Below are 7,212 nucleotides of genomic sequence, written 5' to 3'. Positions count from 1 at the left end.
TGAAAATAGAGTTTTTCATAATTAAAAAAGATTTTATAAAATTAAAGAAAAATAGAATTTTCTAAATTAAATTACTTGTATAACTTAAATAAAAACAAAAAATAAAACACAAAAAACCAAAAACAAGAAAAAATACTTAATAAATTAAACAAAATTAAAAAGAATTTCTTTATTTTATAAAATGTTTAAAAATATACTTATTTAAACTAAAAAATATATAAATGTTATAAAATAAAAATAATAATATTAGATTTATAAATTATATTTAATCATAAAATAATTTTGGAGAATAAGATATGTGGGATACATCTAAAGATTATAGAATTTTAATTGCAATGAAATCACAAGAAGTTTTTTTAAACACTATACGTACAGGTAGTTTTAGAGGAAATTGGAATAAAAAAGCAGCTGTGGATGAAGCAAAAAACATGAATAGTGCATTCCAATCTTTAAAATACTCCTATTTAGAAGGAGAAAATCTTACTAATAGTCCTGATGTAACTGAATTAGAAGAACATGCAAATAAAATTATTGAATTCTTAGGTGGAAAAGAATGGAATCATAATTTTATAAATGCTACCCCTAAAGATGAAAGACAAAAAGCTGAAGAAAACATTGCAAAAGTACAATTCTTTTTAAATACAATTCTTGGACTTAGAAAAAGATTATCTTATGGTCCAATAAATGATCCTATCATAGGTATTGATATTAAAAAAGGAGAAGTAATGAGTGTTAGTAAACATCCACATGCTGATAATCTTATGATGTGTAATGTAAATCTTGGTAAAAAAGCAGTACAAGTAATTACCAACGATCAAAATGTTAAAGAAAATAATCAAGTAGGTGTATCACTACTCCCACCACAAAGTTTCTTTGGTGAAGTTTCAGAAGGAATGTTTTTAGGTTATGATGGAAATATTTTAAAAGATGTTAAAGGAGAAATAGGAGAAAATCCTAAAGGAATAGCTATGGAATCATTAAATGCTACACGTAACTTAATTGATATATTTTTAGATAAATAGCTAATAAAATTAAAATACATAAAATTTAGAAAAATAACTAAAATATAAAAAAATCACAAAAAATCTCTTAAATTATTTATTAAAAATAAATTTATAAAATAAATATAAATTAAAGGGAAAAATAATGGCAAATATGGAGGAATCACCGAATAAATGGTCAATACTTGCAGCAATGTCACTTGGAGTAATGATGGCTTCAATTAATACAAGTATTTCAAATGTTTCATTACCTGATATTGGGATTTATTTTAATAGTAGTGTAGGTATTACAGGTCTTGTTGCTACAGCATATTTTATTTCATTTATAGGACTTGCACTTTTTTCAAGTAAACTTGGAGATAAATATGGTCATGATAAAATATTTATTTCTGGAGTAATTGGATTAATAATAACCTCTATAATGTGTTCTTTTTCACCTTCTATCCAAATATTAATTTTAAGTAGATTTTTACAAGGAATTACTGGTTCACTTCTTCTTGCTAGTCCAATGATTATTTTAGAAAAAGCATTTTCAATTAATCATTTAGGTAAAGCATATGGAATTTATTCTGTTTTTGCAGCAGTAGGACTTGCAATAGGACCAACAATTGGTGGTATATTACAAAGTTTATTTAATTGGAGAGCAATCTTTTTAATCAATGTTCCACTTGGAATTATAACACTTATAATGAGTATTTATTCATTAGATAAAATAGAAACAATGGATGTTATTTGGGATATTGAAGGATTAATAAGTATATTTCTTGCAACATTATTTGTAATTACTACATTAAATTGTATTGAAGATAAATTTTATTTATATGGATTAATATCTGGAATACTTACTGCAATTTCAACATATGCATTTATTAAAGCAGAAAAAAGTGCAGAAGATCCTTTAATTAACCTCAATTTATTTAAAAATAAAACATTTACTGCAAATAGTATCAACCTTCATTTAGCATACATTGCAGAATATTTATTTATTTACGCTTTACCATATTTCTTAGAAAAAGTTGTTCATGATGGTCCTGGTATGGTTGGTGTTGTATTAAGTGCTGCACCAATATTAATGATATTTATAGCACCAATTAGTGGAGAAATTACTGATAAAAAAGGTCCAGTTTTACCTACAGTTATGGGATGTATAGTATGTATAATCTCTGCATTACTACTCCTTCACACTAATATAAACAGTCATGGATTTAATGTATTTATAATGTTTGCAATTTATGGAATTGGTTGTGGTCTTTTACAATCTCCAATTAATAAAGCAATAATGGTTTCAGTTCCAGAAGAATATAGTGGTACTGCTTCAGGAGTTATTCCAACATCTAGAAGTTTAGGTATTAGTTTTGGTGTATGTTATGGAAGTTTAATATATTCATTTACAGTACCAGTCATATTATGCAACAAAATGTATTATTTGGTAGTGCAGCAAATGATTTAATTTTAGGATTACATTATATTGGAATCCTTTCAATAATATTAAGTATTCTTGTAATAATACTTTCAATATATGGTAAACCACCAAAAGCAACATATGAAACTTAATAATTAAAAATTATCTTATTTTATTTTTTATTATAGATATAAAGCTAAAATAGCTAAATTTTATATATAAATAAATATTATTTAAAACTAATTTTAATACTTAAAATCATATTCGAATAATAAATCAATAAAAAATTTTAATACTCAAAAAATAAAACTACTAAAAAGCCAAATTTAAAACTCAAAAAAATCAACAAAAATTAATTTTAAACAAAAATAAAAAGAGTAAAAAAAGAAGTTAATTATCTAAGATTAAAACCAATTAACTTAGTTCTACACATATCCTCTACAGCATACTTAACTCCTTCTTTACCTACACCACTTAATTTAAATCCACCAAATGGCATGTTATCTGTTCTAAAAGTAGATTGTTTATTAACAAAAACAGATCCTGCTTCAATTTCCTGAGTACATTTAAGTGCATTCCTAATATTTTCAGTGTAAACACCTGCTTGAAGACCATAACGTGTATTATTTGCTACAGAAATTGCTTCATCAACACCATTTACACCAATAATTGGTGCAATAGGACCAAATGTCTCATTTTTTACAAGATCCATTTCAGGTTTAACATCAGTAAGAACAGTAGGCCAATAAAAGTTATCTTTAATTTTAGCACCTATTTCAAGATTTGCACCATTTTCAATAGAATTATTAACTGATTGTTCAACCATTTTAACTGCCTTATTATTTATAAGAGGACCAATATCAGTATTTTCATCCATAGGATTTCCAACTTTAAGTTTTTTAGTTGCTTTTACTAATTTATCAATGAATTCATCAATAACTTTCACATCAACAATAACTCTTTTTACACCCATACAAACTTGACCTGAAAAAAGATATGCACCATTTACAACACCTTTTACAGCTTTGTCAATATTTGCATCATCAAGAACAATAACAGGATCATTACCTCCAAGTTCAAGAGTTAATTTTTTCATTCCAGAATTATTAGCAATACTGAGACCAGTAGGAACACTACCAGTGAAAGATATTTTATCAACATTTTCAGCAGTTACTAATGCATCACCAATTTCTTCACCAAGTCCAGTTATAGAATTAATAACACCATCAGGAAAATGATTAGCCATAATTTCAGCAAGCATAAGACCAGATAATGGAGCTTCCCTAGAAGGTTTTAAAATTACTGTATTTTTAGCAGCAACAGCAGGACCTAATTTATGAATTGCAAGATTAACTGGATAATTAAAAGGAGTAATTGCAGCAACAACACCTAAAGGAATTTTTTGAGTAAATGCATAAAATCCTTTACCTCCAAGTCCTGCATCTAAAGGTACAGATTCACCATAAATACGTTTAGCTTCTTCTGCAGCAAATCTAAGAGTTTCTACACTACGATCCATTTCACCAATTGATCCTTTAATTGGTTTTCCAGTTTCTTCAGTTATCACTTTAGCTAATTTTTTACTATTTTCTTTTAAATCATCATAAGCATCAAAAAGTAAGTTAGAAACTTTTCTTGATGAAAATTCCATGATTTTACTTTTAGCATTATTTGCTGCAATAATAACATCATTAACATCATTTTTATCTGCTATAGGTATAGTATCAATAATAGAATTATCATATGGATTTATTACATCCATTGTTTCATCTTTTGATACATGTTTACCATTTATTAAAATATCCATAATAATACCTTCATAATAATTTAAAACAATCATGAATTCTAAAAAGTATATTTTAAAAATTCAATAAAATTCATGAATAAACATTCAATTAATAGTCTAAATTTTGGTTTAATTAAATATTTTCATATTTTATTAAAAATATTATATAAATTACTGAAAGTATTAACAGATATTTTATAAACTTATTAAAAAATATTATATAAAAATCTAAAAAACCTTATACAAAAAACCAAAATGTAGAACTGAAAATCATAAAAAAATAAAATAATCTATAATTTAAAAAATAAAAATAAAACACAATATTTAGACAATAAATATATTATACAAATTTATTAAATTTATCAGATAATTGATTAATAGACTTATTAAAATTTTCAAACTCTTCAGAATTAACATTATTAGATATATCACTTAAATATTTTTTATAAAAGTCTAAAAATAATAATAAAATAATCAAAATACCACCAATTAATAATATAAGTTCTGCAGAAGACTGTGCATTTTCTTCAATGAAAATCTTATTAAACATAAACAAAAAATAACCTCCAAAAAAATATACAAAAATAAATAAAAATTCTATCAAAAAATACAAAAATCATATACTAAACAAAAATAAAACCTCAACAAAAAAAATTATATACTAAACAAAGTAAGATCTAAATTAGAAATTATATAAAAAATCACATAAGCAAATATAACTAGAAAAAAAGAATAATAAAGACCTTTTTTAATATTACCATAAATTATTAAATTTATAATAAAACCAACTAAAAATGAATGAATTATAATATAAGCATTACTAACTATTGGTGTAACAGAAAGTAAAGAATTAGTTTTACCTAAAGTACCTATAAAATTAGAATAAATACATACCATACCCATAGCAAAAGGAGTAGCAATAACTGCAGAAATGACTAAAAAAATAATTGCCATCATAACTGAAGATTTTCTCTCTTTAGATAAAATATTCATACTTCTTAAATCATAAGATAAATCATCAAGAACATTTGCAATACTTCCTCCACTTTTTCTACCTTCTAATATAATCTTAAAGGAACGACTTAAATTTTTAGAATTTAATCTAAGAGCTAAATTCATCCAAGCATCATCAAAATTACTTCCTAACTTAATTTCATATACTGTTATTTTAATCTCATTATACAATGGCCCATAACCATAATTTGACATATATTCCATAGAATTTTCAAAACTTAAACCTACACGAAGCATTGATCCTAATTGTTTTAAAAAATCTGGTGCTTCCTCTTCAATTTCTTTTCTTCTTAACTCAATTTTATAATTTAAATAAGAATAAAATATAATAAATGGAGAAAAAAATAAAATTAATACAAGTAAAACATCAATATTAAAGAAATAAACCGAAAAATATAAAATTAAAAATAATATAATAGAAATTAAAGTAAAAATAGCTAAAATATCACAAGAATATATATTTACACCAGCTTTAAGTAAAAAATTTTGAAAATTTAAAATATATTTTCTTGGAATTTTTTCATCATAAAATGTTGATATTCTACTTAATAAATCAATAAATTTCATAGATAATATAAAAAATAAAATAGTATTTAAATTATTTTTTAACAAGATTAAAAATAAAATAGAATATTAAATATTTAATAGATTTAAAAAATATTCAAAGTTTATATAAATATAAATAAATTTAAAATAGCTAAAATAAAAAAATACTGCCTAAAGAACAAGAAACTAACACTAAAACAAAAAATTACAAGAAAAAAATTAGAAATAAAAAAAAGTAATTTAAAAATTATATAAAAAGTAAATTTAAGGATATTTAAACAATAATTTGAGGTAAATCACCGATTATATGAGCATTATCATTATCTACAATAACAGTATCCTCAATTCTTACACCAAAATCTCCTTCTAAATAGATACCTGGTTCTACTGTAACAAACATATTCCTTTCTAATATAGTATCATTTCTATAAGAAACATTTGGTTCTTCATGAATATCTAAACCAAGACTATGCCCAGTACTGTGAATATAATTATCACCATAACCATATTCAGTAATAATATCCCTTGCAACTTTATCTACATCAGATGCTTTCATACCTGCATGAATTGCTTCAATTGTTTTATCATGTGCTTCAAGAACAATATCAAATATCTCTTGTTGTTTATCACTGAAAACAATTGTTCTAGTATTATCTGAACAATATCCTTTATATTTAGCACCCCAATCAATTAAAATTGGAGTTTCTAATTCTTTATGTTGAGGAATAGAATGAGGTAAACTTGAATTACTACCACTTGCAACTATAGTATCAAATGATTCAGACTCTGCACCATATTCTCTCATTAATCTACCTAGTTCATATGAAACTTCCCATTCACTTTTACCTGCATCATATTTACGTAGAATATCAAGATCTTTAAATGCTTTTTGAGCTATTTTAGTAGCTTCTTGAATTTTAACAATTTCATCATAAGATTTTATCATTCTTTCAGTTTCAATAATATTATCAATTGTTAAATCACATTTACCTAGAAAATCTTTTGAAAATTTTTGATATAAACTAATAGGAAGTGATGATTCAATAGCAAGTTTAGTTTTACCTTCTTTTTCTAAATCATCATTTAAACTAGATATAGACTCAAATTTCCTAACTTCAATTTGAGAATTAAGTTTAGCATTTTCATAATCAAGTTCTGTTGCATATACAACAGGATTTTCACTTAAAACTAAAAATGCAAAACTTTGTGGATTATAATTAGAAACATATTTAATATTATTTACATTAGTTAATAATAATCCATCATAATCGGCTTCTTGTGTTTTTTTAATTAAATGTGATAAATGAATAGAACTTGGACTTTCATATTTTGACATTAATATCCCCTAAGATATATTATATAATAATAAATATATTTTAAATACTTATTAAATTTTACATATTTTAGTTAAAAAGATAATCTAAAAAATCCAAAATTTAATAGATAAATAATGACTTTAATGC

General features: G+C 23.8%; 7 protein-coding genes. 3 read left to right on the top strand and 4 right to left on the bottom strand.

All coding sequences use genetic code 11. The features are described from left to right. Positions 1 to 296 precede the first annotated feature (296 nt). The 3 genes from BGI41_RS05765 to BGI41_RS08380 all read left to right on the top strand — a co-directional run bounded on the left by BGI41_RS05765 (position 297) and on the right by BGI41_RS08380 (position 2,555). Positions 297 to 1,022 carry a tRNA-binding protein gene (locus tag BGI41_RS05765; RefSeq protein ID WP_088539416.1) on the top strand — a complete coding sequence of 242 codons (726 nt, stop codon included), beginning with the start codon at positions 297 to 299 and terminating at the stop codon, positions 1,020 to 1,022. A 124-nt stretch (positions 1,023 to 1,146) separates the two neighbouring features. After that, positions 1,147 to 2,451: an MFS transporter gene (locus tag BGI41_RS05760; RefSeq protein ID WP_088539414.1), complete on the top strand. Its 1,305-nt coding sequence runs from the start codon at positions 1,147 to 1,149 to the stop codon at positions 2,449 to 2,451. Continuing rightward, a complete protein-coding gene (locus tag BGI41_RS08380; protein ID WP_158211970.1) occupies positions 2,409 to 2,555 on the top strand; it encodes a hypothetical protein in 147 nt (48 codons plus the stop codon). The genes BGI41_RS05760 and BGI41_RS08380 overlap by 43 nt, the downstream gene beginning before the upstream one ends. A gap of 242 nt (positions 2,556 to 2,797) precedes the next feature. Here BGI41_RS08380 and BGI41_RS05755 read toward each other — a convergent pair whose 3' ends face one another. The 4 genes from BGI41_RS05755 to BGI41_RS05740 all read right to left on the bottom strand — a co-directional run bounded on the left by BGI41_RS05755 (position 2,798) and on the right by BGI41_RS05740 (position 7,085). Beyond that, on the bottom strand, positions 2,798 to 4,210 hold the full coding sequence (locus BGI41_RS05755; RefSeq protein ID WP_088539418.1) for a lactaldehyde dehydrogenase: 1,413 nt from the start codon (positions 4,208 to 4,210) through the stop codon (positions 2,798 to 2,800). Between the two features lie 319 nt (positions 4,211 to 4,529). Beyond that, complete coding sequence (locus BGI41_RS05750; RefSeq protein WP_088539412.1) at positions 4,530 to 4,739, bottom strand: class III signal peptide-containing protein; 210 nt, start codon at positions 4,737 to 4,739, stop codon at positions 4,530 to 4,532. A 104-nt stretch (positions 4,740 to 4,843) separates the two neighbouring features. Continuing rightward, positions 4,844 to 5,770, bottom strand: a complete 927-nt coding sequence (locus BGI41_RS05745; RefSeq protein ID WP_088539410.1) for a type II secretion system F family protein — start codon at positions 5,768 to 5,770, stop codon at positions 4,844 to 4,846. A 253-nt stretch (positions 5,771 to 6,023) separates the two neighbouring features. Beyond that, on the bottom strand, positions 6,024 to 7,085 hold the full coding sequence (locus tag BGI41_RS05740; protein ID WP_088539408.1) for a Xaa-Pro peptidase family protein: 1,062 nt from the start codon (positions 7,083 to 7,085) through the stop codon (positions 6,024 to 6,026). Positions 7,086 to 7,212: the final 127 nt, after the last annotated feature.

The organism is Methanobrevibacter sp. 87.7 (genome assembly GCF_002208625.1).
Taxonomy (GTDB): Archaea; Methanobacteriota; Methanobacteria; order Methanobacteriales; family Methanobacteriaceae; genus Methanarmilla.
Note: the sequence above shows the minus strand (reverse complement) of the source record. Positions and strands in the feature narration are given on the sequence as shown.